This is a genomic window from Enterococcus sp. AZ011, assembly GCF_050548355.1.
Classification (GTDB): Bacteria; Bacillota; Bacilli; order Lactobacillales; family Enterococcaceae; genus Enterococcus; species Enterococcus faecalis.
In genome coordinates this window covers 1,657,921-1,683,045 of the sequence record NZ_CP172959.1, presented here as the reverse complement: position 1 = coordinate 1,683,045, position 25,125 = coordinate 1,657,921, and the positions used below count along the sequence as shown (strand labels likewise).

At 36.7% G+C, this 25,125-nt stretch carries 26 protein-coding genes; 19 read left to right on the top strand and 7 right to left on the bottom strand.

The window, feature by feature from the left end:
• Positions 1 to 2: 2 nt before the first annotated feature.
• The 7 genes from IGL36_RS08155 to IGL36_RS08125 all read left to right on the top strand — a co-directional run bounded on the left by IGL36_RS08155 (position 3) and on the right by IGL36_RS08125 (position 5,034).
• Positions 3 to 422 (top strand): PTS sugar transporter subunit IIA, encoded by a 420-nt coding sequence (locus IGL36_RS08155; protein ID WP_283939299.1) that lies wholly within the window; start codon positions 3 to 5, stop codon positions 420 to 422.
• A gap of 11 nt (positions 423 to 433) precedes the next feature.
• The gene (locus tag IGL36_RS08150) at positions 434 to 904 is read left to right on the top strand and encodes a PTS sugar transporter subunit IIB (RefSeq protein ID WP_002357106.1); all 471 of its coding nucleotides are present in this window, start codon (positions 434 to 436) and stop codon (positions 902 to 904) included.
• A gap of 15 nt (positions 905 to 919) precedes the next feature.
• On the top strand, positions 920 to 1,711 hold the full coding sequence (locus IGL36_RS08145) for a PTS mannose/fructose/sorbose/N-acetylgalactosamine transporter subunit IIC (RefSeq protein WP_002357107.1): 792 nt from the start codon (positions 920 to 922) through the stop codon (positions 1,709 to 1,711).
• Complete coding sequence (locus IGL36_RS08140) at positions 1,692 to 2,525, top strand: PTS system mannose/fructose/sorbose family transporter subunit IID (RefSeq protein WP_002384383.1); 834 nt, start codon at positions 1,692 to 1,694, stop codon at positions 2,523 to 2,525. The genes IGL36_RS08145 and IGL36_RS08140 overlap by 20 nt, the downstream gene beginning before the upstream one ends.
• 10 nt (positions 2,526 to 2,535) lie before the next feature.
• On the top strand, positions 2,536 to 3,612 hold the full coding sequence (locus IGL36_RS08135; protein WP_002398456.1) for an SIS domain-containing protein: 1,077 nt from the start codon (positions 2,536 to 2,538) through the stop codon (positions 3,610 to 3,612).
• A complete protein-coding gene (locus tag IGL36_RS08130; protein WP_002365817.1) occupies positions 3,606 to 4,610 on the top strand; it encodes an SIS domain-containing protein in 1,005 nt (334 codons plus the stop codon). Before IGL36_RS08135 ends, IGL36_RS08130 begins: the two co-directional genes overlap by 7 nt.
• A gap of 73 nt (positions 4,611 to 4,683) precedes the next feature.
• A complete protein-coding gene (locus IGL36_RS08125; RefSeq protein ID WP_002360043.1) occupies positions 4,684 to 5,034 on the top strand; it encodes a DUF2200 domain-containing protein in 351 nt (116 codons plus the stop codon).
• A 146-nt stretch (positions 5,035 to 5,180) separates the two neighbouring features.
• Here IGL36_RS08125 and IGL36_RS08120 read toward each other — a convergent pair whose 3' ends face one another.
• Both IGL36_RS08120 and IGL36_RS08115 read right to left on the bottom strand, forming a co-directional pair.
• Positions 5,181 to 5,540 (bottom strand): iron chaperone, encoded by a 360-nt coding sequence (locus IGL36_RS08120; protein WP_002398455.1) that lies wholly within the window; start codon positions 5,538 to 5,540, stop codon positions 5,181 to 5,183.
• 150 nt (positions 5,541 to 5,690) lie between these two features.
• Positions 5,691 to 5,840 carry a hypothetical protein gene (locus IGL36_RS08115; protein WP_002357118.1) on the bottom strand — a complete coding sequence of 50 codons (150 nt, stop codon included), beginning with the start codon at positions 5,838 to 5,840 and terminating at the stop codon, positions 5,691 to 5,693.
• A gap of 208 nt (positions 5,841 to 6,048) precedes the next feature.
• Between IGL36_RS08115 and IGL36_RS08110 the strand changes: the two genes are divergently transcribed.
• Positions 6,049 to 7,884 (top strand): LTA synthase family protein, encoded by a 1,836-nt coding sequence (locus IGL36_RS08110; protein ID WP_002371992.1) that lies wholly within the window; start codon positions 6,049 to 6,051, stop codon positions 7,882 to 7,884.
• A 36-nt stretch (positions 7,885 to 7,920) separates the two neighbouring features.
• On the opposite strand, the gene IGL36_RS08105 is transcribed toward IGL36_RS08110, so the two are convergent.
• From IGL36_RS08105 to yeiL, 3 genes are all read right to left on the bottom strand, one after another.
• Entirely contained in the window at positions 7,921 to 9,102 is a 1,182-nt protein-coding gene (locus IGL36_RS08105; protein ID WP_002362039.1) for a multidrug effflux MFS transporter, read from the bottom strand.
• Between the two features lie 109 nt (positions 9,103 to 9,211).
• The gene (locus tag IGL36_RS08100; protein WP_002371990.1) at positions 9,212 to 9,607 is read right to left on the bottom strand and encodes a DUF3224 domain-containing protein; all 396 of its coding nucleotides are present in this window, start codon (positions 9,605 to 9,607) and stop codon (positions 9,212 to 9,214) included.
• Positions 9,608 to 9,678: 71 nt separating this feature from the next.
• Entirely contained in the window at positions 9,679 to 10,344 is a 666-nt protein-coding gene (gene yeiL / locus IGL36_RS08095) for a transcriptional regulator YeiL (protein ID WP_002362037.1), read from the bottom strand.
• Positions 10,345 to 10,432: 88 nt separating this feature from the next.
• On the opposite strand from yeiL, the gene IGL36_RS08090 reads away from it, so the two are divergent.
• The 4 genes from IGL36_RS08090 (at position 10,433) to IGL36_RS08075 (ending at position 15,222) form a co-directional block, all read left to right on the top strand.
• Positions 10,433 to 11,083: a YczE/YyaS/YitT family protein gene (locus IGL36_RS08090; RefSeq protein ID WP_002391316.1), complete on the top strand. Its 651-nt coding sequence runs from the start codon at positions 10,433 to 10,435 to the stop codon at positions 11,081 to 11,083.
• Between the two features lie 317 nt (positions 11,084 to 11,400).
• Positions 11,401 to 14,106: a cation-translocating P-type ATPase gene (locus tag IGL36_RS08085; RefSeq protein ID WP_002377094.1), complete on the top strand. Its 2,706-nt coding sequence runs from the start codon at positions 11,401 to 11,403 to the stop codon at positions 14,104 to 14,106.
• Positions 14,107 to 14,175: 69 nt separating this feature from the next.
• Entirely contained in the window at positions 14,176 to 14,712 is a 537-nt protein-coding gene (locus IGL36_RS08080) for a GNAT family N-acetyltransferase (protein ID WP_002398454.1), read from the top strand.
• Between the two features lie 69 nt (positions 14,713 to 14,781).
• Positions 14,782 to 15,222, top strand: coding sequence for a hypothetical protein (locus IGL36_RS08075; RefSeq protein WP_002385841.1), 441 nt, complete (start codon positions 14,782 to 14,784; stop codon positions 15,220 to 15,222).
• A 241-nt stretch (positions 15,223 to 15,463) separates the two neighbouring features.
• On the opposite strand, the gene IGL36_RS08070 is transcribed toward IGL36_RS08075, so the two are convergent.
• Positions 15,464 to 15,625 (bottom strand): hypothetical protein, encoded by a 162-nt coding sequence (locus tag IGL36_RS08070; protein WP_002357133.1) that lies wholly within the window; start codon positions 15,623 to 15,625, stop codon positions 15,464 to 15,466.
• A gap of 33 nt (positions 15,626 to 15,658) precedes the next feature.
• Positions 15,659 to 16,015 (bottom strand): hypothetical protein, encoded by a 357-nt coding sequence (locus IGL36_RS08065; protein WP_430609050.1) that lies wholly within the window; start codon positions 16,013 to 16,015, stop codon positions 15,659 to 15,661.
• A gap of 179 nt (positions 16,016 to 16,194) precedes the next feature.
• Here IGL36_RS08065 and IGL36_RS08060 point away from each other — a divergent pair, with 179 nt between their 5' ends.
• The 7 genes from IGL36_RS08060 to IGL36_RS08030 all read left to right on the top strand — a co-directional run bounded on the left by IGL36_RS08060 (position 16,195) and on the right by IGL36_RS08030 (position 24,993).
• Positions 16,195 to 17,529: an FAD-dependent oxidoreductase gene (locus IGL36_RS08060; RefSeq protein ID WP_002398453.1), complete on the top strand. Its 1,335-nt coding sequence runs from the start codon at positions 16,195 to 16,197 to the stop codon at positions 17,527 to 17,529.
• The gene (locus IGL36_RS08055) at positions 17,519 to 18,985 is read left to right on the top strand and encodes a helix-turn-helix domain-containing protein (RefSeq protein ID WP_002385844.1); all 1,467 of its coding nucleotides are present in this window, start codon (positions 17,519 to 17,521) and stop codon (positions 18,983 to 18,985) included. The genes IGL36_RS08060 and IGL36_RS08055 overlap by 11 nt, the downstream gene beginning before the upstream one ends.
• A gap of 276 nt (positions 18,986 to 19,261) precedes the next feature.
• A complete protein-coding gene (gene glpK, locus IGL36_RS08050; protein WP_002357138.1) occupies positions 19,262 to 20,767 on the top strand; it encodes a glycerol kinase GlpK in 1,506 nt (501 codons plus the stop codon).
• A 20-nt stretch (positions 20,768 to 20,787) separates the two neighbouring features.
• Complete coding sequence (glpO, locus tag IGL36_RS08045) at positions 20,788 to 22,617, top strand: type 1 glycerol-3-phosphate oxidase (RefSeq protein WP_002398451.1); 1,830 nt, start codon at positions 20,788 to 20,790, stop codon at positions 22,615 to 22,617.
• Between the two features lie 7 nt (positions 22,618 to 22,624).
• The gene (locus IGL36_RS08040; RefSeq protein ID WP_002357140.1) at positions 22,625 to 23,344 is read left to right on the top strand and encodes an MIP/aquaporin family protein; all 720 of its coding nucleotides are present in this window, start codon (positions 22,625 to 22,627) and stop codon (positions 23,342 to 23,344) included.
• A 283-nt stretch (positions 23,345 to 23,627) separates the two neighbouring features.
• Complete coding sequence (locus IGL36_RS08035; protein WP_002393600.1) at positions 23,628 to 24,155, top strand: 5-bromo-4-chloroindolyl phosphate hydrolysis family protein; 528 nt, start codon at positions 23,628 to 23,630, stop codon at positions 24,153 to 24,155.
• Positions 24,148 to 24,993, top strand: coding sequence for a hypothetical protein (locus IGL36_RS08030; protein WP_002398450.1), 846 nt, complete (start codon positions 24,148 to 24,150; stop codon positions 24,991 to 24,993). The genes IGL36_RS08035 and IGL36_RS08030 overlap by 8 nt, the downstream gene beginning before the upstream one ends.
• Positions 24,994 to 25,125: the final 132 nt, after the last annotated feature.

Below are 25,125 nucleotides of genomic sequence, written 5' to 3'. Positions count from 1 at the left end.
AAATGGAACGTAAAATTATTCTGGCAACACATGGTAATTTCGCTGCAGGGATTCAGACATCATTAGCTTTAATTTGTGGTGAAACAAAGAATGTGGAATGTCTTTGCGCTTATATGGAACAACCTTATGATTTAGCTAAGACGGTCAAAGACATTTTAAAGAACAATCAACAAAATGAATTAATTGTGATTACAGACCTATTTGGCGGAAGCGTGAATAACGAATTCTGTAATTATGTGGGGAAACAAGCAATGCATTTAATTTCAGGATTAAATTTAGCAACATTAATTGAAATATATACCCAAATAAATACTGTTGATTCATTAGTTGATTTAGTAAAACGTGCCGTTGAAAACGGACAAGAAAGTCTTTGTTATTGTAATGAGTTATCTAGTAAAGAAATTTTAGAAGAAGAATTTTAGGAGGAAATGAAATGATTAAATTGTTAAGAGTCGATCATCGCTTGTTACATGGTCAAGTGGCTTTTTCATGGACCCAAGGCTTAGGAGCCGATTGTATTTTAATCGCAAATGATGACGTACCTAAAAATGATATTCGAAAAACAACCATTAAGCTAGCTAAACCAGCAGGAGTAAAACTGGTCATTAAAACGATTGAAGATGCGATTGCCGCACTAAAAAGTGGTGTTACAGAAAAATACAAACTTTTTATTGTAGTTGAAAGTGTGGAAGATGCTTATCGATTGGCTACTGCTTATCCAGAAATAAAAGAAATTAACTTAGGAGGAATGAAAGTAAGGGAAAATACTCGAAACATTTCTAAAGCAATTAATATCACACCGGATGAAGAAAAAATGGTTAAAGAATTGGTCGCAAATGGTTGTGAAGTTGAAATTCGACAAGTCCCAAATGACAAAAAAGTAGCAGCATTAAATGTCTTGTAGAAAGGAGAAATACAAATGATAGGACAAGCGATTCTTTTAGGTTGCATCGCTTTTATTGCGCAGTCGGAATATGCTTTAGGTACCTCGTTGCTTTCAAGACCAATTGTAACCGGTTTATTTGTCGGAATTGTATTAGGTGATGTTAAAACGGGCGTAATCATGGGCGCGACCTTAGAGTTAGCTTTCATCGGTTCTTTTTCAGTGGGCGCATCAATCCCACCTGATGTAGTGACTGGTGGGATTCTTGGTACAGCGTTTGCTATTACTGCTGGCGCAGGAACAGAAACAGCCTTAGTCTTAGGCTTGCCAATCGCAACGTTAACGTTGATTCTTAAAAATATTTATTTGGGTTTGCTCATCCCAATCATGAGTCAAAAAGCTGATCAGTATGCTGAAGAAGGAGCATATAAAGGGGTGGAGCGCATGCATTTACTTGCAGGCTTTGGCTTATCGTTCATGCTAGCGCTCATTGTAACTATTTCATTTGCCGTGGGCAGCAACACCATTAAAGGCTTACTTGATCTGATCCCTGAATTTATTCAACATGGGTTGTCTGTTGCAACGGGGATTATTCCAGCGCTAGGATTTGCGATGCTTGCACGCTTACTGATTAACAAACAAGTAGCGCCATATTTCTTTTTAGGCTTTGTCTTAATGGCCTACTTTAAGTTACCTGTAACAGGAGTAGCAATTTTGGGTGCCATTACAGCAGTAATTGTTGTGAATATCATGAATTATGCCAAAGGAAAGAATGAAACAATACAAACAACAAGTGGGGAGGTAATTGATGATGACGAAGACTTCTAAAACTAAGACAGAAAACTTAATTACAAAAAAAGAGCTTAATCAAGTCTTTTGGCGTTCATTTCAAATGGAATTTTCATGGAATTATGAACGTCAGATGAATATGGCTTATGTCTATGCCATGATCCCTATTTTAAAGAAATTATATCCTCAAAAAGAAGAAATGGCGGCAGCTTTAAAACGGCATCTTGCTTTCTTTAATACCACGCCGCATATCGTGACGTTTATTTTAGGAATTAATGCTGCAATGGAAGAAGAAAATGTTCTGGACGAAAATTTTGAAGTTGGAACAATCGATAGTATTAAAACCTCGTTAATGGGACCTTTAGCTGGTTTAGGTGATTCCTTTTTCTGGGGAACCTTACGCTTGATTGCAACAGGTGTTGGAACTTCGTTAGCTTTACAAGGGAATGTGTTAGGGCCAATTCTATTTTTACTCATTTTTAACGTCCCCCATGTGATTGTTCGTTATTTACTGAATCGTTGGGGCTATAAATTAGGAACTGGTTTTCTCAAAAAAATTCAAGCAAATGGCATGATGGAAAGTCTCACATTAGGCGCTTCAATAATTGGCTTGATGGTGGTAGGTGCTATGACCGCCTCCATGATTGATTTAACTATCCCGATTACAATCAGCGGAAGTGGGAAAAATGCAGTCACGGTTCAAAGTATCTTTGACGATATCATGCCTAAATTATTACCGCTTGCATCTTTTGGTTTTGTTTTTTATTTATTGAAAAAAGAAGTAAAACCTTTAGCGATTTTAGGTGGCATGGCAATTGTCGGAATTCTCGGCTCATTAATTGGTCTATTTTAGGAGGCAAAATATGAAAACGATGCTGGATTATATAAATGAGGAGCAAGCAGCTCTAACTCAGATTCTTAACCAATTTCAATTAACTGATACAGACGTTTCAAAGGTCACGCACTGTCTAATTTTAGCAACTGGCTCGTCACATAACGCTTGTCAGGCGGCTAAAGTTTACCTTGAAGAAGTGGCGCCTATTTATGTGGAAATCCAAGAGCCGTTCAATTTTACTCATTATGGCAAAGTGGATGATCGGTTTGATCTGGTCATAGCGGTTTCGCAAAGTGGTAAAAGTGCTTCAACAATTGATGCCATTGCAAAAATTAAAAACCAAACGTCTGTAAAAACAGTGGCCTTGACAAGTGATGTCACCAGCCCGATTACGGAGGTTGTGGATGAAGTCCTGGATTTAAAAATGGGGCTTGAAACAGTTGGTTTTGTCACAAAAGGCTATACGGCAACACTTTTAAATTTATTTCTATTTGGTTTGAAACTGGGCTATCAAAAGCATCAATTAACAAAAGTAGAGGTTGGAGAAGAATTAGCAAAACTTGCCAAAGCAATTCAGGAAATCGATTCGGTGATTTATAAAACCAAACAATTTTGGCAAAAAACGAAAAAAGAATTAACAGAGGGGACACGATTTATCGCAATTGGTTATGGGCCCAATATTGGTACGGCGAAAGAGTTTGAGACGAAGTTTACAGAAACAGTTCGCTTACCTTCCCAAGGATTTGAAGTCGAAGCGTATATGCATGGGCCTTATCTTGAAGCGGATACTACACATCTTTTGTTTTTTATTGAAAATCAAAGTCCTATTCAAGCACGTAGCCAAGCCTTGAAAAATTATCTAGCCAGTTATGTTGGCCAATGTTACACAATTACAACGGGTTCAACGAGAGCATCAAATACGTTAGATTTAGCAAGTGATGTCGAAGAAAAAATTAGTCCTTTATTGTTAGTTATTCCATTTCAATATTTGGCGTATCAAGTAGCTACAAGTAAAGGAATTGATTTATCTCAACGGATTTTTGATGATTTTGATTGTGTCCTAAAAAGTAAAATAGCAAAGAAAGAGGGAAATCAGTCATGTTAAAATTTAATGAAGAACAACAAATCAAAGACATACGAGGTGCCTTAGCCTTGCGTTCAGATGTTGAAAAAGTTGTTGATCAAGTTTGGACGAAAGGATTTGATGCGGTTTATTATTTAGGAATCGGCGGTACTTATGCTTCAGCCATGCAAGCAGTTACTTATGCGAATGGAAAAAGTAATTTACCAATCTATGTTCAACATGCTGCTGAGTATTACACAACAGGCAATAAACGTTTAACAGAAAAATCATTCGTCATCTTGTCTTCCGTTACTGGGACAACACAAGAAGTGGTGCAAGCCGTTCAAGAAATCAAAAAGGTCGGCGCAACGCTATTTGGTTTTATTGATGCAAAAGATAGTCTTTTAGCAGATTTATGTGATTATGTGGTGACTTATCCAGCCCCAGGAACTGAGCAAATCAAGTTCTTTATGGTAGCTGATCGTTTAATGCAAAAAAACAACGAATTTACAGATTACGAAAATTATTACCAAGAATTGGAAGAATATTTGCCTACAGGTTTAGCTGAAGCCGAAAAAAGTGCCGATGCGTTTGGCTTAGCTTTTGCGGAAAAACATCGTCATGATAGCATTCACTATTTTATTGGCGCAGGGAACCAATGGGGAGCGGTCTATTCTTATGCAATGTGCTATTGGGAAGAGCAAAGTTGGCTTCGCTCAAAATCAATTCATGCAGCAGAGTTCTTACATGGGACGCTAGAAATTGTAGATGAAACTACGCCAGTAACGTTGTTTATCGGAGAAGACGATCAACGACCATTGGCAGAACGAGTAGCAAAATTATTGCCGAAAATCTGTGCCAATTATACAATTATTGATTCGAAAGCGTATGAACTTCCAGGAATTAGTGAAAAATATCGTGGCCGAGTTGTTTCATTTCTCCTAATGCATGCGGTAACGCAACGCATTGATGCGCATGTAGAAAAATTAAATTGTCACCCATTAGAGATTCGTCGTTATTATCGTCAATTTGATTACTAAGACAAAATAGCCTCTTTTTCCAGCAAGCCTGTGGTAGACTGAAGAGAGAATACTTCAGAAAGTAGGAAAACCAATGACAAAACCGAAAATCTATACAATGACCTTTGCCAGTGTTTACCCGCTATACATCCAAAAAGCAGAACGTAAAAATCGAACGCAAGCGGAGGTTGACGAAATTATTTATTGGTTAACTGGTTATGATGAAAAAGGCTTGCAACAACAATTGGCTCAAAAAGTAACGATGGAAACATTTTTTGAAGAAGCACCCAATTTTAATGAAAACGCCCAATTGATCAAAGGCGTAATTTGTGGCTATCGCGTGGAAGAAATTGAAGATCCTTTAATGCAAAAAATCCGTTACCTAGATAAATTAATCGACGAATTGGCCAAGGGAAAAGCGATGGAAAAAATTTTAAGAACATGAAGAGGTCGGGACAGAAGTGTTTAACTCCGAGAAATAAGAAGGAATTTCCGAAAATTGTTCTTTAATTTTTGGAGAATTTCGGCTTATTTCCGAAGGAGTTGCTTCTGTTCCCGCCGTTTATCAGTTTTTGAGCGTGGGACAAAAATTCAAAGTGATTTTTGTCCCACGCTCTTCATGTTTTCTTGTACACGGAATTTAACTATTTCCTGTATTAATGAAAGAGGTAACTCTTGCGTGTAGGGAAATTGAATGGCACCTTTCGAGGTTTTAAAAGGGCGTAATTCTTTGCTGAAACGTTGGATGGCTGATGGCGTAGGATAGAAACCTAAATGTTGCTTGGCCGCCGCAAAATGCACTAAATTGCCATTTAAGTAAAAGGTCGGCATTCCATAAGCGATTTTTTCAGTAGTCTCCTGAGGAACAACCGCTAAAATTGCTTGGTAGAGTTCTGTTAACTGTGTTTGATGTTGGGGTTGCTGGCGAATATAGTTTGCAATGATGGTCATATAAAAACACCTCCGTTTGTTTCAGTATACTATGTAAAAAATAAAAGGCGAAGAAGATACAAAAAAACCGTCTAGTATTTTTTCTTTACTAAACGGCTTTTAGCTTAAATAACTACCTAAAGGGTCTTGCATGGAAATGTTTGTCACTCCTTAGTTTAATTGTTTTAAGTGTGCAATTGCTTCTTCAATTGTGTGACCAGTTGCTGTTTTACTTTCATTTTTTGCATCAAAAACAATGAAAATATTTTTGTCTGTGTCTAATTGAATACGGTATTGAATGTTTTTTACTTTGTAAGTCATAGTTATTCTCCTTTCATAAAGTACTCTAAAAAGGCGACGATAACTGATAACGAAATTCCATTGTTACTATAACACTGGAAAATTATTTTTGCAACAAATAACATTTTTTCTTTACCATTCCTTAGACTTCTTTGCTAGCTACTTCTTTACATTCTTTTTCAAGAAGCATAAAATAAATACATTACTAGTTTTTGAATAGGAGATCGATGTGAAAAAGAGAGTTGAGAAATTTAAACGATGGCCCTACCGCTATCTTCTGTATGGAATCGGGTTCATCTTATTAATTATTTTTAGTAATTTATATTTGCAATGGTGTCAGAATAACTTGTCTGCTGATTTAGCCTTCAAGTTTGCTTTTTCGTGGCATACGGAAAAGTTTTTCTTAGGTTGTTTTGTGCTAAGCGTTTTTTTACTTTTTTTATGTAGTTTGGCAGGTTCATTAGGAGTTGGCGCTCTTTTATATAGTGTCATAATAGGTGTTTTAGGATTTGCGGACTATCAAAAGATGTTTTATCGTGTCGAACCTATTTATCCAGACGACTTAAAAATGATCACAGAAGTTAGTTTATTAAAAGAAATGGTTGGTTTATGGCCGTTTATTTTTGTGGTTGCGTTAGGTTGTGTAGCACTTTTTTTCTTAGGAAAAGCCTTTTATAAAAGTTTCTTTTTATCGAAGAAAAAACAAACGATTCGTGTGTTAAGTCTTGTTCTTTCGATTGGTCTATTTTCATATATTGGTGATTTTAACAATCCGCAAAATTTGTTACGTAAAGCCTATAATAAAACCGCGTTATGGATTCCTTACAGCCAAAAAATGAATTACTACAATACAGGATTTATTGGTGGTTTTCTATATAATTTAAAAGTAGAGGCTATGGACCAACCAAAGGGTTATTCAAAAGAAGCTATTTCAGAAATTACTCAGAAATATCAAAAGTTGGCCGAGGCGAAAACAGTGCCGAGCAATGAGCAACCAAATATTGTGTTTGTCATGAGTGAAAGTTTTTCAAATCCAGATCATCTGAAAGGCTTGTCCATTATTGGTAATCCTTTAGCTGATTATCAGCAAATCGCTGATAAAACTTACAGCGGCCAGATGCTTTCACAAAACTACGGGGGCGGAACTGCGAATATTGAATTTGAAGCCTTAACAAGTTTTTCGATGGAATTAATGAATGCCCAAATGACTACACCTTATACAATGATGATTCCTAAGATGACGGAATTGCCTTCCATTGTTTCATTACTTAAGGAACAAAAGTACCAAACAACGGCTATTCATCCGTACAATACATCTATGTATAAACGAAAAGATGTGTATAAAATTTTAGGTTTTGATCAATTTATCAATGAAAAAACAATGAACTATACAGATAAACTAGAAAATAATCCTTACATTTCAGATCAAGCAGCATATCAGGAAGTGACGACACTGCTTAAAGAAAAAGAGCAACCGCAATTCATTCATTTAGTTACTATGCAAACACATATGCCCTATGAAAATAAATACACAACCTCCAATTATTTTTCTCAAGGAAACGGCAATCAAGTCGCGCTCAATAATTACTTGCAAGATATTGCCTACAGTAGCGAAGCTTTGAAAAATTTCCTACAAGAAATCGAAAAAATGCCCAAACGCACATTAGTCGTTTTTTGGGGAGATCACTTACCAAGTATTTATGATGAAAACATTCAAGCGTTGAATGAAGGGGCAGCCCTTCACCAGACCGAATTTCTAATGTATGATACGGCGAATCAGTTAACAGAAAAAAATCAGCATCAAGCAACTATTAGTCCATTTTATTTTGCTCCCTCACTGTTCCAACAAAGCGGCTTACCGCAATCGGGATTTTACGCTATGCTAAATGAGGTACAAGAACAATTGCCTGCTTTTGAAAAGGGGAATTACTATCTCGGTGGGGAATGGAAAAAAACAGTAGAAATGAATAAAAAGCAAGAACAACTATATGAGGAATACCGACTGATTCAATATGACATTGTTTCAGGGAAGCAATATAGTTTAGAAAATCAATTTTTTAGCTAAAAAAAACACACGAAATATTCGTGTGTTTTTTGATTTTTATTTTAAAGTTTTACGATAAACAATGACATAATAGCTGAAAGCTAACAGGCAAGCAAAACTTAAAAAGTAAAGCGGCAAGACCCAAATGGTACCATTGTGAAAGTAACTAATCAAATAGGTAAAGAAACTAACAAACAAGTAATAGACAAAACTAAAAATCCCACTGGCAGTACCAATCACAGATTCATAGCCTTTTAAGGCCATACTTAAGGCATTGGGCAAAGTAATATTAATCCCTAAGAAAAAGAGAAAAATAAACAAAATAAGACCAATGATTGATTCAAATTGTGTCATTATCAATAAACAGCAAGCCGCAAAGATACTTAGCAGCAAACCAGCAAAGGCAATTTTTTCCGCTGACCAATATCCTAGCAACCAATTGATAAGAACTGCAGCAAGAATACTAGACACAGCTAAAACTAAACCAAGAAAGCCATATTGGACACTGCTAAAGCCAAAGTGATTGATGAAAATAAACGGAGCTTCTGCATAGTAGCTAAACAATAAACCATTAATGCCCCCAATCAATAAGCCGTAGCACCAAACTTTCGAGTCGAAGGAAAGGCGTTTCGCCACGGACCAAAAAGGTGCTTTCGTTAAAGTATTTCCTAAGTGAAAGGTTTCTGGTAAACGATAAAAACTATAGAAAAGTAATAGAACAGCCATGACAATTAAGGTGCTAAAGACATGCTGATAGCCAAAATAGGTTTGAACAAGTCCGCCGACTAAGGGTCCGATGGCAGGAGATAGCGATAGGGCAGCGCTTGTTTGAGCAAAAATTTTCCCTCTTTGAAGATCGTTAAAGCTTTCCCGCATCATTGATTGGGTAATGACAGAACCAACGCTTGCACCAAATGCTTGAATTAAACGGAAGAATAACAGCCAAGGAAATGTCGGACTCAAAAAAAGGCCAATATTTCCAATTAAATAGCATAAAATTCCTAATAACATAGCTGGGCGACGTCCAATCGTATCGGATAAAATTCCCCAGAATAAAACGCCAACGGCAAAGGCAACAAAATAAATACTCATGGTTAATTGTGCTACGCTATCGTGAATGTTAAAAGCAGAACTAAGCGCTGGCAAAATGGGTGTGAAAATCGACTCGCTGATTTGTGGAAATCCCACAAGCAAAATAATAATTAGTAATGATGGGACGGTGTTTCGGGTGTTTTTCATGATTTTTCTCCTTAAAAGTTTAATCTAATCAAAAACACCCATTGTCTTTTACAACCGCCAAATTTAAAATAAGTAAAATAATGTCACCAACTTTCCTTGAAATTTTTTATTATACAAAGTCTAAATGAAGAAGCGCTTCTTCTTGACTAAATTCATAAGTGTAGCGACCGGATAAACCGGCAAGCTCACCTGATGCTTGAAATAGTTCACCTGGGCAGTCTAAAAGACCCTGTGTAAACGTCCCTTTTTCGCAAGCAGTAAAGGTGCCTTTTTTTCCTAAATAAGTTCCTTCGAAATGTAGGAAACCGACCACTTGAGCCACAGCTTCAAGCCCATCTGCCATTGAAGAGCCTTGATAAGTCATTAAGTATTCCACAGAAGCTGTCCCAGATAAGGCGCCTGACAATTGATAAATAGCGCTCGCTTGATTCACTGGGAAATTTTCATTAAGATTGTCAATCGGTTGTTCTTGCCAACTAGATACAGTAAATGATGCTTGCTCCATTGCTGTCCCTTCTTTCTTATTAATAAGAATAGGGTAGCGGGAAGCGCACTATTTGTCAACAATCCACCACTTTAACTCTTCATTTTTTGCACAAAAGAATGTAACGCTAAGCGGTTGATGTGATAAGCAGTTCCTTGTTTTTGAATAAAGCCGCGCTCTCGAAATTGTTTGAAGGTATAAATAAGATGGCGATAACTAACCCCTAAGTATTCGGCAATCTCAGTATGTTTTTCTTTATAAACATCTTCGTGATTAGCGGCAACCAATAGCAATTCCGCTAGCCGATAACTTAGTTCATAGGTCTGATTCGTTGTAAAGTGGTCCACCCGTTGGAGCATTTTTTTCCCTAGATAATGGCTGAGTTGCTGCATAAAAAGTACCTTGTTTTTTAAAACAGTTTCTGCGTAAGCTAAAGGTACAGCCAAACAACAGGTTTCACCTAAGGCGATAACGTCCTTGGTTATCGTTTCCGCTTGAACTAATGTTAAATCGCCAATTAAATCACCTGTCGTTAAAAACTGAACAATGGATTGGCGGCCATTGCGTTCTGTTTTTAAAATTTTCGCTTTTCCTTTGATTAAATAAAAAAGATAATTTAATGGCTCTGCTTGGTGATGAATGAATTCTTGATTTTCAAAATCGATAATAAAACTGTGTTTTAAATCAGTTTCATTAAAAAAGGGCGTATTTTTAGCTAATTCTTGTTTCGGTGATCGTTGGTAGGCTGTTTTAAGCATTTTTTCTCCTTATAATAGGAGATATCTCCTATTTGTTTCTTCTATTGTAGCACATAATAGACGTATCAAGAGTAGAGGAGTTTTTATAATGTGGAAGAAAAAAATTGTGCTATCGTTTCTTTTTTATTTAATTAGTGCATTGGGCATCAGTTTGACAATTCAAGCAGGCATCGGGGTTAGCAGTTTTAATGCGTTTAATGTGACCTTTGCAACACTTACTCATTTAAAAGTCGGGACGGTTACCACAGCTATCAATTTCGCTTTTTTAGGCACGTGTTGGTTGTTAGATCAGCAGCGTAAAATTCAGGACTATTTGATTATTTTGGTGGCGTTAATTGGCTTTGGTTTTGTCATTAATTTTTTCTTATATCAATTATTTGGTTCGCTTGTTTTTCAAAATTATTTGGTTAAAATTGTTCTATTTATTTTAGGGACAATCATAGCAGGAATCGGGACAGGACAGGTAGTTGCGCTAGGTGTTTTGCAATTTCCCATTGAAAAATTTTGTACACTTATTTCTGAAAGAACGCGCTATAGTTTTCAGTTTTATCGTTATTTAGTTGATATTTTTTGTGTCAGTTTAGCACTAGGATTGTCCATTGGTTATCATTCGCCGATTTTTGTTCGTGAAGGAACCGTGATTAGTCTTTTCTTACTTTCTTGGGTTATTAGTTGGTCGCGAAAGCGGGGGCAACAGCGTATTTTACGAATACAAATCAAGAAACTGGAATCCGAATGAAAGGATTTCAGTTTTTTTCAAATGAGCAGAACTTTTATTTGAAAAAAAGAGTGGAAAACGGTATACTAATTAAGTAATTATTCATAACATTGGTTCTCCAATCAATGTTAAATAGTTTTTTCATGAGGGAGTAACTGACAGTATTTATGCTGTGACAACATCACCAACTCCGAAAGCAATTTCTGGTGTTGTCTTAAACGGTGAGACTTATGTATGTTCGACGAAGTAGCATACACAAGTCTATTTTTTTTCATTTATTTTTGATGAAATGTAAAATAGTACTTGGAGGATGCTGCAAAAAATAGAGGAGGAAGAACATGTCAGAAGAAAAGAAAACACAATTGTCTGAAGCGTTTTACGCACAAGACGACACAGTTGTTTTGGAGAAAATGAACACAACAACTGATGGATTAAGTGCACAGGAGGCTCAAAAGCGTTTAGAAACGTACGGGGAAAATGTGCTAGATGAAGGGAAGAAAAAATCACTTGCCGTGAAATTTTTTGAGCAATTCAAAGATTTTATGATTATTGTTTTATTAGCGGCAGCGGTCATTTCAGCCGTCTTTTCCCATGATGTGGTAGACTCGATTATCATCTTAGTGGTTGTTATCTTGAACGCCATCTTTGGGGTCATCCAAGAAGCTAAAGCGGAACAAGCCATTGAAGCATTAAAAGAAATGTCTTCACCAAATGCGAATGTTCGCCGTGATGGACACGTCATTACTGTTAAAAGCGATGAATTAGTGCCAGGTGACATTGTTTTATTAGAAGCAGGGGATGTCGTTCCAGCTGATTTACGTTTATTAGAAGCGAATAGCTTAAAAATTGAAGAAGCAGCGTTAACCGGTGAATCTGTTCCAGTTGAAAAAGAAGTAACCATCTTAGAGGGAACCGATATTGGTATCGGTGACCGAATCAATATGGCTTATTCCAATAGTAATGTGACGTATGGACGTGGTCTTGGCGTTGTGGTTGGCACAGGAATGAATACAGAAGTCGGTAAAATTGCTGGCATGCTAGCAAGCGAACAAGAAACGGAAACGCCTTTAAAACAAAACTTAAACCAATTGGGTAAAATGTTAACAATTGCCATTTTAGTCATTGCAGCGGTGATGTTTGTGGTAGGAATGATGAATGGTCGTTCATGGATTGACATGTTATTAACGTCAATTTCGTTAGCTGTAGCGGCAATTCCAGAAGGATTACCAGCGATTGTCACGATTATTTTGGCTTTAGGTACCCAAAAAATGGCCAAGAAAAATGCGATTGTCCGTAAGTTACCAGCCGTTGAAACATTAGGAAGTACAGACATTATCTGTTCAGATAAAACAGGTACGTTAACCTTAAATCAAATGACCGTTGAAGCGTTGTATACAGATGGTCAAGTGTTATCTGCTTCCACAGAAATCCCTGCCGATAATATGGCTTTAAAAATCATGAACTTTACGAATGATACAAAAATCGCTCAAGATGGTTCATTAATTGGTGACCCAACAGAAACTGCCTTAGTACAATTTGGTTTAGATCATGCGTTTAACGTAACCGAAAAAGTAGCAGCTGAACCTCGTGTGGCAGAGATTCCTTTTGACTCTGATCGTAAATTAATGACTACTGTTCATGAATTAAAAACAGGTGGCTTCCTAGTTTCTGTCAAAGGTGCACCAGATGAATTATTGAAACGTTGTACGGAAATCTTATCAAATGGAGAAACAAGTCCATTAGATGAAACAAAACGTCAAGAAATTTTGAAAACAAACACCTCATTAGCGAAACAAGCCCTACGTGTTTTAGGAATGGCTTATAAATATGTTGAGACGATTCCAGCCGAAATGAGTTCTGAACTTGTGGAAAAAGATTTAACATTTGCTGGTTTAGTCGGTATGATTGACCCAGAAAGAAAAGAAGCTGCAGATGCTGTAAAAGTCGCGAAAGAAGCGGGTATTCGTCCAATTATGATTACGGGTGACCACCGTGATACAGCAGAAGCAATTGCGGCACGTTTAGGCATCATCAAAGAAGGTGACGACGATGCAGTCATTACAGGCGCTGAATTAAATGAATTGTCAGATGAAAAATTCGCACAAGTCGTGGGACACTACTCTGTCTATGCTCGTGTTTCACCAGAACACAAGGTTCGGATTGTTAAAGCGTGGCAACAAGAAGGAAAAGTGGTTGCGATGACTGGTGATGGCGTAAATGATGCCCCAGCCTTAAAAGCTGCTGACATCGGGATTGGTATGGGAATTACCGGAACAGAAGTATCAAAAGGTGCTTCAGATATGGTCCTTGCCGATGATAACTTTTCAACAATTATTGTGGCAGTAGAAGAAGGACGTAAAGTTTTCTCAAATATCCAAAAAACGATTCAATATTTACTTTCAGCTAACTTAGGGGAAGTATTAACCTTGTTTATTGCAACAATGCTCAATTGGGATACCTTGTTACCTGTTCACTTATTGTGGATTAACTTAGTAACGGATACTTTCCCAGCGATTGCGTTAGGTGTGGAACCAGCAGAACGTGATGTGATGAGCCATGAACCTCGTGGTAAAAAATCGAACTTCTTCTCTGGCGGCGTTTTAAGCAGTGTTGTTTACCAAGGGATTACGCAAGGGGCATTGACTTTGATTGTGTACAAAATGTCAATTATGTTCCCAGCACATACCGCAGCTAACACAAACTTATCGGCGCAAGCGTTGTATGATTTACAACACGGCGATGCTTTAACCATGGCCTTCGCTACTTTGGGATTAATTCAATTGTTCCATGCCTTTAATGTGAAGTCGATTTATCAATCAATTTTCAAAGTTGGCTTATTCCGCAACAAATCATTTAACTATGGGATTCTTGTTTCGTTCTTGCTATTAGCTGCAACGATTGTTATTCCAGGATTTAATGATTTATTCAGCGTCACACATTTAGATGCATATCAATGGGCAATTGTAGCAGGTACTTCTTTTGCTATCATCCCAATTGTGGAAATTGTGAAGTTCTTCCAACGTAAAGCAGGTAAAGGTGCTTAATAAATAAGAAAAGAAAATTGGCTGGTACTTAAACCAGTCAATTTTTCTTTATGTAAGGAGTGAAAGGGCTTGAAACGGAAAATTATTTTCGAAACACAACGACTTATTGTCAGAGAATGGCAGTCGGAAGATGAAGCGGAATTGAAAAAATTTTTGCAAGATGAAAATGTGATGTATGCCTATGAACACGCTTTTTCTGATGAAGAGGTTGCAAACTGGCTAAAGTGGAACTTACAGTCCTATCAAGAATACGGCTACGGCTTATGGGCGTTAGAGAAGAAACGAACAGGCGAAGTCATCGGCGAGTGTGGTCTCACCAATCAATTAGTAAAAGGTAAGAGCTATCCAGAAATTGGTTATCATTTATGTGTGAAAGAATGGCACAAAGGGTATGCGATTGAAGCTGCCGCAGCGACAAAGCAATACGCATTCGATGTATTAAATTTTCCAGAAGTTATTTCAACGATTCGTGATACGAACTTAGCCTCTATGAATGTCGCTATTCGAAACCAGATGCTTGTTAGGGATCGATACATTAAAACATACCATGGCAAAACGATGCCTCACTATGTTTTCTCTGTTAAGAATCAAAAGAATGAAGACTGAAAAAGTGCCACTTGTCAGATGGAATAGAAAAAGTGTAAAATGGAGTGAAAGAGAAAAGGGAAAAGAGGGATGGTTATGAGACCAAATTTAGGATTTTACGTTCAAACAATTAATGATATCGTTAAAACAACAGAAGACATTGGCGAAGTCATGAATCCATATTACGAAGAAGTTCGTCAAGCGATCGATAAGAATAAAGTGAATGATTTAACAGCCGAACGAATTGCAGAAATTCAAGCAAAATTTAAAGAAGGTACTGAAAAATATGAATTAATGCTCAAAAAAGTCGGAACATTAAAACCGACGCCACAAGTACTTGGCATTCACAAAAAATTTCAACATGCTTATACAGAATATGTAGCAGGATGCAATGAAATGATTTTAGCAACAGATCCAGAAACAGGTATTGATGCAGATTTATTTAATGCTTCAGAGGAAAAGCAGGATCAAGCAACGGATGAATTAACCTTTGCCATTACGCGGATGAGCAACATTCTTTTGAAAAAATAAAAAACTAATAAAAATAACTAACGAATTTAATATTTTTTTCATGTCTTTTTTATGGACAAAAGAGAAAGTGTATTGTATTATTAATTCATACCAACAACAACCTTTTTATTTTTCATTTTACTCTTATTGAGTAAATACTCCTTTTCCATCGGCAAAACTGCCGGTGGTTTTTTTTGTTATTTTTTTATTTAATAATAAAACAACCTTTGATTTTATTAAAATCAAAGGTTGTTTTAGCTTGTTAATTTTCAACATTTCGCACATAATCATCAAAGTATTGAATTAACTCTTTCTTGATTTGTTGATAATCTGCTTCAGAATAGTTCTTTTCTTCTAGCGTGCCATTAAAAAATGGCAAATTTAGTTCTTCTTTTAAACGTTCAATCACTTCTTCTTGCTTCATAAGGACCCCTTCTCAACGAATTGTTCTCTTCTATTATAGAACATTGTAGTCATCCGTCAATTGTTCAAAGGCAATTTTCATTTCCTCTAGACGTTCATTCAATTGATTGGTTTCATCTTCTTCATTGAAAAAATGTTGTTTTAATTCAAAATAAAAATTTTCGAAGGCTTGGAAAAAAGGCTCAGACTTGTTGTTTTCAAGAGCAGGAATACTTGTGTAGAGAACACGAGCGCTATGATAGTAAGTGAAAACCTCGTTAATATTTAATAAAATACGCGCTTCTTCTGGGCGTGGTCGACTTGTAACTAAGTCATGTAAAGATAAACTTTTTGTATGGGTTTCAGATAAATAAAATAAAAATAGTTCCAATTGCTCTTTTGTTGCAGACATGAAAACTCCTCCTCAAACAGTAGTAACATTTATTATAAATGAAAATGAAAGTGCTTGAAAAGCAATGCGCTCAGCAAAAATAATTATTTTAAGGGAAAACTATAGTTGTTGCTTTAGCATTCTTTTTAATCATGATAAACTGAGAGAAGTATAATAGGTCCTGACAGAGGAGGAAACAAATGAAAATTGTGATTATTGGTGCATCATTCGCAGGTATTTCCGCAGCAATTGCTTCAAGGAAAAAATATCCCCAAGCAGAAATTTCTTTAATTGACAAGCAAGCAACAGTGGGGTATTTATCTGGTGGCTTAAGTGCGTATTTTAATCATACCATCAATGAATTACACGAAGCACGTTACATAACGGAAGAGGAATTACGTCGTCAAAAGATTCAGTTGCTTTTAAATAGAGAAGTCGTGGCAATGGATGTTGAGAACCAATTGATTGCTTGGGCACAAAAGGAAGAGCAACAGTGGTATTCTTATGATAAATTGATTCTAGCGACAGGCGCAAGCCAGTTTTCCACGCAAATTCGTGGTAGTCAAACAGAAAAACTACTCAAATATAAATTTTTATCAGGTGCTTTAGCGGCTGTTCCATTACTGGAAAAAAGCCAGACAGTAGCTGTCATTGGTGCAGGACCCATTGGAATGGAAGCTATTGATTTTCTTGTGAAAATGAAGAAAACGGTCCATGTCTTTGAAAGCTTGGAAAATCTATTGCCTAAATATTTTGATAAAGAAATGGTCGCAGAAGTTCAAAAATCTTTGGAAAAACAAGCAGTAATTTTCCATTTTGAAGAAACGGTCCTAGGAATTGAAGAAACAGCAAATGGTATTGTTCTTGAAACAAGCGAGCAGGAAATTTCTTGTGACAGTGGGATTTTTGCTTTAAACTTACATCCTCAATTAGCCTATTTGGATAAAAAAATTCAACGAAATCTGGATCAGACAATCGCGGTGGATGCTTATTTACAAACTTCAGTGCCAAATGTTTTTGCCATCGGAGATTGCATTTCAGTTATGAATGAACCAGTCGCGGAAACTTTTTATGCTCCGTTAGTGAACAATGCGGTACGAACTGGCTTAGTAGTCGCCAACAATTTAGAAGAAAAAACACACCGATTCATTGGTTCTTTACGAACAATGGGAACAAAAGTGGGGGACTATTATCTTGCTAGTACAGGTCTAACTGAAACGGAAGGTTTATTTTTTCCGCAAACACTTGCTTCCGTAATTGTTAGACAGCCAGCGCCGCCTCTACAACATGGGACAGAAATTTTAGGCAAATTAATCTATGATAAAGTGACGCAACGGGTCCTTGGGGCACAGCTTTGTTCAAAAAACAATTGTTTAGAAAAAATAAATACGTTAGCATTAAGTATCCAAACAGGTCAGACACTGACAGACCTATTACAAAAAGATTATTTTTATCAACCTTCCTTAACCAATATTTATGATATTACAAATTTGATGGGTGCTTCGGCTTATTGGAGAGAGAACGATGAAAGTTGAGACGTTATTAGAAAAGAAAGCGATGCGACAATTATTAACGGTGCAACAAACCATCTTAGCAGGCGGCACCTGCTCAGTCTCTGATTTAACAGCATTCTTAGCGGTCACAAAAGCCTCCTTTGAAAAAGACTTAGAGGATTTACATTATTTTTTGAAACCTTTTGGACAGGATTGTCAGCTTACTTATGATGGCCAACAGCTATCAATCACCTTATCGGATTTTTTTTCGTTGAATCATTTAATTGAAGCATTTGTAAAAGAGTCTCTTAAATTTCAACTTTTAGATTATTTATATCGTAATAAAGAGTTTTCTATTGTTCAATTAACGACTAAATTTATGATTAGTGAGTCTTCTTTATTTCGAAAGATTAAGGAACTCAATCAATTGTTAGCCGCCTTTGATTTGCAAATAAAAAATGGACAACTACAGGGAGAAGAATTGCAGATTCGTTACTTTTACTTTCAGTTGTATTGGTATATTACTCCCTATGAAACACACCAGAAAAAAACGATGTCCCCGTTAAATAAACGGATAATTGAAGGGATTGAGACTGGCTTAGGTTTTACTTTTAATGAACATAATGCGTTAAAAGTTAGCCTTTGGTTGAGTATTACGAAAAAGCGCCTAGCGGTCACTTCAAAAAAATATCAACAATTGAGAAAGAAAATGATTGATTTTAAAGAAGATCCGTTATTTAAGCAAGTTCGACAATTGTTTTTCCGTTTTTCTAGTCGCTATTCATTAGAATTAGACGAAGGAGAAAGCATGATTCATTTTGTTTTTCTAATCACAATGTCGGTCTTACCAGAATCAGCTTTTGATGAATATTCCTTAATTCGGGGACGTCGTTCCGCTGTTTCTTTAGCTGATACGTTTATCTTGGAAAATGTGGTCTTGTATTATCGGCCCCATAAATTTGAACCTACTCTTGAGAAAACCATGGCTTACTATTTTTCACAAATTCATGGAAAACTGTATTTTTTTAAAGGAGAATTGGAAGTTTTTGATCGGGCCCATATCTGGGAAAAAGAACAGCAATTATCTAGTCGGGAATTAGCTTCTTTTTCAACAACGTTATTAGAAAAAGCTTTAGCTTGTTTTGATGAAACGTATCAACCAGGAGATAGTTTGCATGAACTTTCTCTGGTCAAATATTTAAGCGTGTTGGCATTAATTGAATTTAAAATGATTGGTGAAATAAAAATTGGAATTCATTTAGCAATGGATGCTCTTTATCAAGCGGCGTTAACACAAGTATTAATGCTTAGTCTTAAAAATATGAATGGCACACTGGTGGAGAGGTATCAGCCTGAACAAACATATGATTTAATTGTGACCAATTATCAGCAAACGAGCTATCAAGGAACACCGGAAGTCTATGTTTTGTCAGAATTAAGTTCGACCTATGATGTGCAACAATTAAAAAAGAAAATACGCACCTTGCGGGAGAAATAAACAAAAGGTTGGTGTGACGGAAATTGTCTGATCCTCGCACCAGCCTTTTTACAACTAAAAGTCGAAAATTAGGCTTTTTTAAACAAAAATGTTTCTTTTTATTGAAAAATTAGAGATAATAAAAGTATTATTGAAAGCGTTGTCTTTGTTGGTTTTAGTAGAAATCCTTTCAATTTTTTTAAAATAAAAAAAGTTTTTGACATGTTTAGTTATTCTTTTATTTGTAAGATAGGGACATAAAGAAAACGATTTCAAAAACGTTTAGGAGGAATTATCATGGCAGAAGAAAAATACATTATGGCGATTGATCAAGGAACGACTAGTTCTCGTGCAATTATTTTTGATAAAAAAGGAAACAAAATTGGTAGTTCACAAAAGGAATTTACTCAATATTTTCCTAATGCAGGCTGGGTGGAACATAATGCCAATGAAATTTGGAATTCTGTTCAATCCGTTATTGCAGGTTCTTTAATTGAGTCAGGAGTGAAACCTACAGATATTGCCGGAATTGGGATTACAAACCAACGGGAAACAACCGTTGTTTGGGACAAAGCAACTGGGTTACCCATTTATAACGCAATTGTTTGGCAATCACGCCAAACGACACCTATTGCTGATCAACTAAAAGAAGATGGCTACAGCGAAATGATTCATGAAAAAACTGGGTTAATCATTGATGCTTATTTCTCAGCAACGAAGGTTCGTTGGATCTTAGATCACGTAGAAGGTGCGCAAGAACGTGCAGAAAATGGAGAATTGATGTTTGGAACAATTGACACTTGGCTCGTTTGGAAATTAACGGGAGATACTCATGTCACTGATTATTCAAATGCAAGCCGGACGATGTTGTTTAATATCCATGATTTAGATTGGGATCAAGAAATTTTGGATCTTTTAAATATCCCACGAGTGATGTTACCGAAAGTCGTTTCGAACTCTGAAGTGTATGGATTAACAAAAAATTACCATTTTTACGGAAGTGAAGTTCCTATCGCTGGGATGGCTGGTGACCAACAAGCCGCCTTATTTGGTCAAATGGCCTTTGAACCTGGGATGGTTAAAAATACCTATGGAACAGGCTCATTTATTGTCATGAACACTGGCGAAGAACCTCAACTTTCTAAAAATAATCTGCTTACCACTATTGGCTATGGCATTAACGGCAAAGTATATTATGCCTTGGAAGGAAGTATCTTCGTGGCTGGTTCAGCGATTCAATGGTTACGAGATGGCTTAAAAATGTTGCAAACGGCTGCTGAATCTGAAGCAGTAGCCAAAGCGTCAACAGGGCACAATGAAGTTTATGTGGTTCCGGCATTCACTGGTTTGGGCGCACCATATTGGGATTCACAAGCGCGTGGGGCTGTCTTTGGATTAACACGCGGTACCACGAGAGAAGATTTTGTCAAAGCGACACTTCAAGCAGTTGCGTATCAAGTTCGTGACATTATTGACACGATGAAAGAAGATACAGGCATAGACATTCCTGTCTTAAAAGTAGACGGTGGAGCAGCAAACAATGATTTCTTGATGCAATTCCAAGCAGATATTTTAAACACTGCTGTTCAAAGAGCCCATAACTTAGAAACAACGGCCTTAGGCGCAGCTTTCTTGGCGGGCTTAGCGGTTGGCTTCTGGAAAGACTTAGAAGAAATCAAAGCATTCCAAGAAGAAGGACAACAATTTGAACCAATTATGGCGGAAGAAGAACGAGAAGATTTATATGAAGGTTGGCAACAAGCAGTAGCAGCTACCCAACAATTCAAACGTAAAAATAAGTAAATGGAAAAGGGGAATTTTCTATGACTTTCTCAATAGAAACACGCCGACAATCAATCGACGCTTTAAAAACACAACACTTAGATGTCTTAATTATTGGTGGTGGCATTACTGGCGCAGGGGTTGCCCTGCAAGCCAGTGCCGCTAAAATGAAGACAGGGTTAATTGAAATGCAGGATTTCGCAGAGGGCACCTCTTCACGATCAACCAAATTAGTTCATGGTGGTATCCGCTATTTGAAAACGTTTGACGTGGAGGTGGTAGCAGATACAGTGAAAGAACGAGCCGTCGTTCAATCCATTGCGCCACACATCCCTAAAGCGGATCCCATGTTATTGCCAATTTATGATGAGCCAAATGCAACATTTAATCTATTTTCTGTCAAAATAGCAATGGATTTATATGATCAGTTAGCTGATGTAACAGGTACCAAGTACGCCAACTATTTGTTAACAAAAGAAGAGGTTTTGGCACGTGAGCCACAACTAAAAAGTGAAGGTTTACAAGGTGGCGGTGTTTATTTAGATTACCGAAATAATGATGCTCGTTTAGTTATTGAAAATATTAAACAAGCAGTAGCTGACGGGGCGCATGCTGTGAGTCGGGTTCAAGCGGTGGGCTTTTTATACAATGATGAAGGGAAAATTACTGGTATTCAAGCTAAGGACCTACTAACTGACGAACAGTTCGAGATTCACGCAGATGTTGTGATTAATACTACTGGTCCTTGGTCAGATAAATTAAGAGGCTTAGACAAAAATGATTCATTTACACCACAAATGCGTCCAACTAAAGGGGTTCATTTAGTTGTCGACAAAAGCCGTTTAAATGTTCCTCAACCAACGTATTTTGATACAGGTAAACAAGATGGCCGCATGGTCTTCGTTGTTCCAAGAGAAGAAAAAACATATTTTGGGACGACGGATACAGATTACCATGGAGACTTTCAACATCCAACAGTAGAACAAAGTGATGTGGATTACCTATTGGAAGTAGTCAATAATCGTTATCCAGAGGTACAATTGACAATTAATGATATTGAAGCCAGCTGGGCTGGCTTACGACCTTTAATTTCTGCTAACGGTGGCTCAGATTATAATGGGGGAAACAATGGCAAACTTTCAGATAAAAGTATTGATGAAGTCATTGATGTCGTTGACAGATACCAAAAAAATCAAACAGATAAACGAGAAATTGAAGAAGTCCTAAACCATCTGGAAGACAGTTTGGTGGAAAATAAAGTCAATCCTTCAGCTGTCTCTCGAGGCAGCTCATTGGAAAGATCAGCGGATGGCTTGCTCACTTTGGCTGGTGGGAAATTAACAGATTATCGTAAAATGGCAGAAGGTGCGATGAAAATGATTCAAACCATCTTAGCAGAAGAATACCAGAAAGAATTCACCTTAATTGATTCTAAAAACTATCCAGTTTCAGGCGGAAAATTGAACCCTGCAACGGTAGACGAAGAATTAGAAGCGTTGGCAAAACATGGCGTGTCTAAAGGGTTAAGTGAAAAGGATGCACTATACTTAGCTCATTTATATGGCTCCAACGTACCAACTGTTTTTGAAATGATTGATGATGCCAAAGTAATTCCTGGTTTAACCTTAACAGAAACTGTCTCTTTAAACTATGCGATGGAAGAAGAAATGGCTTTAACACCCGTCGACTTTTTATTGCGACGGACCAACCACTTATTATTTATGCGTGATCGTTTGGACCAAGTGAAAGCGGGAGTCATTGAAGAAATGGCGCGGCATTATCAGTGGACAGCGGAAGAAAGAGCACGACACATTGAAACATTAGAAAAAGTAATTGAAGAATCAGATTTAAAAAATTTGAAAGTAGGGTGAAGAAAAAATGGGAACTTCGATGATGACACAATTATTCGGTGAATTTTTCGGAACGATGATTTTAGTTTTACTAGGGGATGGCGTCTGTGCCGCAGTTAACTTGAAGAAAAGCAAAGCCTTTGCTTCTGGTTGGGTCGTTATTGCTTTAGGTTGGGGCGCTGCTGTTACATTAGCTGTTTACATGTCTGGGTATATGAGTCCAGCGCATTTAAATCCTGCTGTAACAGTTGCGATGGCAATTACTGGAAACTTTGAATGGGGCATGGTTTTACCTTATATCGTAGCTCAAGTCCTAGGCGGTTTTATTGGTGGTTTAGTTGTCTGGTTAGCTTATTTACCCCATTGGAACATTACAGAAGACAAAGGTGCTATTTTAGGAACCTTCGCCACTGGTCCAGCTGTCCGTAACTATCCAGCCAATGTTTTAACAGAAATTATCGGCACATTTGTCTTGGTTTTTGGTTTACTAGCCTTTTCTCAAAACGACTTAGCGGCTGGCATTAACCCAATGCTTGTTGGGATTTTGGTCTTAGGACTAGGTCTATCATTAGGCGGACCTACAGGTTATGCAATTAACCCTGCACGTGATTTAGGACCTCGTTTAGCGCACCAAATTATTCCTGTGAAAACAAAAGGTGATTCTGATTGGGCTTATTCTTGGGTGCCAATTGTGGGACCTATCTTAGGGGCTTCATTAGCTGCAGTAATTTATTTATTCACTATTTAATAAAATGAAATGTAAATAGTTGTTTTAGACAATAAAAAACGCTTGTGAGAAGTAATCAATTCTTGCAAGTGTTTTTTGCTACATATTAAACAAAAAAAGATTCCCTTAGACATTTAGACAATTTGTCTAAATGCGGAACAGAACAATTTTCCTATATGATACAATAAAAGTGCACAAGTAATTGGGGGAGTAACATTTCATACTTATTTGTCAATTTTAAGCTGGACAATGTGTTCAGTAATATATACTAATTTAAAAAGGAGTGCATGATTTGAATGGGATAATGGTTTTGTTAGTGGGAACTGGGTACATTGGTTGGGTTATTTATAGAAATGGTCGTACGTATTTCCGTTATAAAAAAAATCTAAAAAAATATCAAACGACGCACCATCTAACGGATAGTGACCTAGAGATGTACCAAAGAATTATGGACGAATTAAAAAAACAAATTATTTATTTAAACGAACTAACGAATAAGTCACGAAATTTAAAAAAAATTGAACAAGTAGAACTGGGTGTTGCTTCCGCTAAGGGCATCTTTAAACACTTAGTGAAGTATCCAGAAGCAATTACTCATTTTAGTGATTTTTTATATCATAAGGTACCAGAGATTTTACGAGCATCAGAACGGTTTTTAAGCATTAAAGAAGATAAATTGTCAACAGAAGAAATAACACTTGCAACCAATGGTATCTTAAGTACCATACGAGTGTTGTCGGAAAGTATCACAGATGATTACGAAAAATTAGTCTCCGAAGCATCTGAGGAAATTGCCTTATCAAAAAAATTAGTGGAGAGAAAAAATGGCTAAACAAAAGAATTTTTATGATACATATGATGCACTTTTTCAAAAGCCAAAATGGTCGTTTTTTCCTGTCACAAGAACAGAAACAGCAAAGCAACTTCCTAACCCCAATAAAAAAGTGGTAAAACCACAGACGAAAAAAAAGAAAAAACAAAAAAAGAACAAAAAAATTATTTGGATAGGCATTGCTGTAGCGATTGGCTTTATAGTATATATTGATCTTGCGGAGAAAGATGATTATTGGGATTACTCCGCTTCATCAGAAGATGTTTATCCTTTAAAAGAAGCTGGACTTACCACAACTGGACCTGTTGATTTAGAAAAACCACTAAAAGTCACAATAGAAGAAAATAAACTTTTATTTAATCAAGGCTACCAAATAGAAATTATCGGCGATGCCGATATTGAAACCAGTGGCGGAAAGAACTTTTTAATTTTACCTTCTACAGAGGAGTATCCAGATACAAAATATCTAGGCAATATCAGTTTTTATGAAAAAAGAGACTATTATACATCGGCAGGTATGTACCTTTCTGGCAATCTTGTCAACAGTCTTTCTGATTATTTGGATACAAGTAAAGAGTTTATCAAAGCATACCCAATTGATAAAATTGCTGATGTACAAACCGGCTATATTTTAAAACGGAATCAAGGATATACAGACATCTCAAAATATTATCTCTTTAAAGATGGGACAGGATTTGAATTAGAAGTCTCTGTTGACCAATTGGAAAAGGTCAAAGATCCCAAAGACTATTCTTCTTTTGTAAAAACATACGCAAAAGAAGTCGCTTTTATAGAAAAAAGTTTTAAATTTGAGTCTACTGATGAGGAATCTCGATAGAGAAAATAGTTTTCAGCTTCAAGTAGCGCCTAGTAACATCTTTGTTGAAAAAATGTAAGAGCCTGAGACAAAAAACACTTTGGATTTTTGTCTCAGGCTTAAAAACTGATCAGCGGTGGAACCGTAGCACTT

What these genes read in the sequence shown, in the direction of transcription:
- IGL36_RS08150 (WP_002357106.1), top strand. Translation starts at nt 434, where the DNA reads ATGATTAAATTGTTAAGAGTCGATCATCGCTTGTTACATGGTCAAGTG.
- IGL36_RS08090 (WP_002391316.1), top strand. Translation starts at nt 10,433, where the DNA reads ATGTGGAAGAAAAAAATTGTGCTATCGTTTCTTTTTTATTTAATTAGT.
- IGL36_RS08040 (WP_002357140.1), top strand. Translation starts at nt 22,625, where the DNA reads ATGGGAACTTCGATGATGACACAATTATTCGGTGAATTTTTCGGAACG.
- IGL36_RS08100 (WP_002371990.1), bottom strand. Translation starts at nt 9,607, where the DNA reads ATGGAGCAAGCATCATTTACTGTATCTAGTTGGCAAGAACAACCGATT.
- glpO (WP_002398451.1), top strand. Translation starts at nt 20,788, where the DNA reads ATGACTTTCTCAATAGAAACACGCCGACAATCAATCGACGCTTTAAAA.
- IGL36_RS08065 (WP_430609050.1), bottom strand. Translation starts at nt 16,015, where the DNA reads ATGTCTGCAACAAAAGAGCAATTGGAACTATTTTTATTTTATTTATCT.
- IGL36_RS08075 (WP_002385841.1), top strand. Translation starts at nt 14,782, where the DNA reads ATGGTTATGAGACCAAATTTAGGATTTTACGTTCAAACAATTAATGAT.
- IGL36_RS08125 (WP_002360043.1), top strand. Translation starts at nt 4,684, where the DNA reads ATGACAAAACCGAAAATCTATACAATGACCTTTGCCAGTGTTTACCCG.
- IGL36_RS08140 (WP_002384383.1), top strand. Translation starts at nt 1,692, where the DNA reads ATGATGACGAAGACTTCTAAAACTAAGACAGAAAACTTAATTACAAAA.
- IGL36_RS08120 (WP_002398455.1), bottom strand. Translation starts at nt 5,540, where the DNA reads ATGACCATCATTGCAAACTATATTCGCCAGCAACCCCAACATCAAACA.
- IGL36_RS08130 (WP_002365817.1), top strand. Translation starts at nt 3,606, where the DNA reads ATGTTAAAATTTAATGAAGAACAACAAATCAAAGACATACGAGGTGCC.
- IGL36_RS08105 (WP_002362039.1), bottom strand. Translation starts at nt 9,102, where the DNA reads ATGAAAAACACCCGAAACACCGTCCCATCATTACTAATTATTATTTTG.
- IGL36_RS08060 (WP_002398453.1), top strand. Translation starts at nt 16,195, where the DNA reads ATGAAAATTGTGATTATTGGTGCATCATTCGCAGGTATTTCCGCAGCA.
- IGL36_RS08055 (WP_002385844.1), top strand. Translation starts at nt 17,519, where the DNA reads ATGAAAGTTGAGACGTTATTAGAAAAGAAAGCGATGCGACAATTATTA.
- IGL36_RS08135 (WP_002398456.1), top strand. Translation starts at nt 2,536, where the DNA reads ATGAAAACGATGCTGGATTATATAAATGAGGAGCAAGCAGCTCTAACT.
- IGL36_RS08030 (WP_002398450.1), top strand. Translation starts at nt 24,148, where the DNA reads ATGGCTAAACAAAAGAATTTTTATGATACATATGATGCACTTTTTCAA.
- glpK (WP_002357138.1), top strand. Translation starts at nt 19,262, where the DNA reads ATGGCAGAAGAAAAATACATTATGGCGATTGATCAAGGAACGACTAGT.
- IGL36_RS08115 (WP_002357118.1), bottom strand. Translation starts at nt 5,840, where the DNA reads ATGACTTACAAAGTAAAAAACATTCAATACCGTATTCAATTAGACACA.
- yeiL (WP_002362037.1), bottom strand. Translation starts at nt 10,344, where the DNA reads ATGCTTAAAACAGCCTACCAACGATCACCGAAACAAGAATTAGCTAAA.
- IGL36_RS08145 (WP_002357107.1), top strand. Translation starts at nt 920, where the DNA reads ATGATAGGACAAGCGATTCTTTTAGGTTGCATCGCTTTTATTGCGCAG.
- IGL36_RS08035 (WP_002393600.1), top strand. Translation starts at nt 23,628, where the DNA reads ATGGTTTTGTTAGTGGGAACTGGGTACATTGGTTGGGTTATTTATAGA.
- IGL36_RS08085 (WP_002377094.1), top strand. Translation starts at nt 11,401, where the DNA reads ATGTCAGAAGAAAAGAAAACACAATTGTCTGAAGCGTTTTACGCACAA.
- IGL36_RS08155 (WP_283939299.1), top strand. Translation starts at nt 3, where the DNA reads ATGGAACGTAAAATTATTCTGGCAACACATGGTAATTTCGCTGCAGGG.
- IGL36_RS08070 (WP_002357133.1), bottom strand. Translation starts at nt 15,625, where the DNA reads ATGAAGCAAGAAGAAGTGATTGAACGTTTAAAAGAAGAACTAAATTTG.